Origin of the sequence: Rhizobium ruizarguesonis (assembly GCF_012349115.1) — a bacterium.
GTDB classification, from domain to species: domain Bacteria; phylum Pseudomonadota; class Alphaproteobacteria; order Rhizobiales; family Rhizobiaceae; genus Rhizobium; species Rhizobium ruizarguesonis.
Genome location: NZ_PQIG01000033.1, coordinates 1 through 608 on the forward strand (window position 1 = coordinate 1; position 608 = coordinate 608).

Here is a 608-nt window from a genome sequence, read left to right on the forward strand (position 1 = left end):
ACCATCAACAAGGCCACGGGCAACCGCGTCAACCGCATCTTCATAGACAGCGAGACCGAGGATCCGGTGCCGAAGGAAGCCCAGACCAAGGGCTTCGAGATCGAGAACGGCCAGTACATCATCATCGATCCCGAGGAAGTTTCCGCCGCGATCCCTGAGAGCAACAAGACGCTCGAGATTGAGGCGTTCATCCCCTGCTCCGACGTCGACGACGTCTACTTCGACAAGCCGTACTACCTCACGCCCGACAAGATGGGCGGAGACGCGTTCGCGGCTCTCCGCGATGCGATGAAGAAGTCGATGGTCGCGGCCATCGCTCGCACCGTCCTATTCCGTAGAATGCGTACGGTGCTGATACGGCCGCACGGCAAGGGCCTGATCGCCAGCACGCTCAACTACGACTACGAGGTTCGTTCCTCCGAAAAGGCTTTCGAGGAGATGCCCAAGCTCAAGATCCAGGGCGAGATGCTCGATCTCGCCAAGCACATCATCAGCACCAAGAAGGGCGAGTTCGATCCGGCGACCTTCGACGACCGCTACGAAGCCGCGCTCGCGGATCTGGTGAAGGCGAAGCTGGAAGGCAAGTCGCTTCCGAAGCCGAAGAAGGT

The 608-nt window shown here is 59.9% G+C and carries 1 protein-coding gene; it reads left to right on the top strand.

Annotated features, from left to right (window positions below; translation table 11 throughout):
- The coding region (gene ku, locus C3Y91_RS04370) for a non-homologous end joining protein Ku (RefSeq protein WP_168575078.1) at nucleotides 1–608 on the top strand (608 nt) is incomplete at both ends.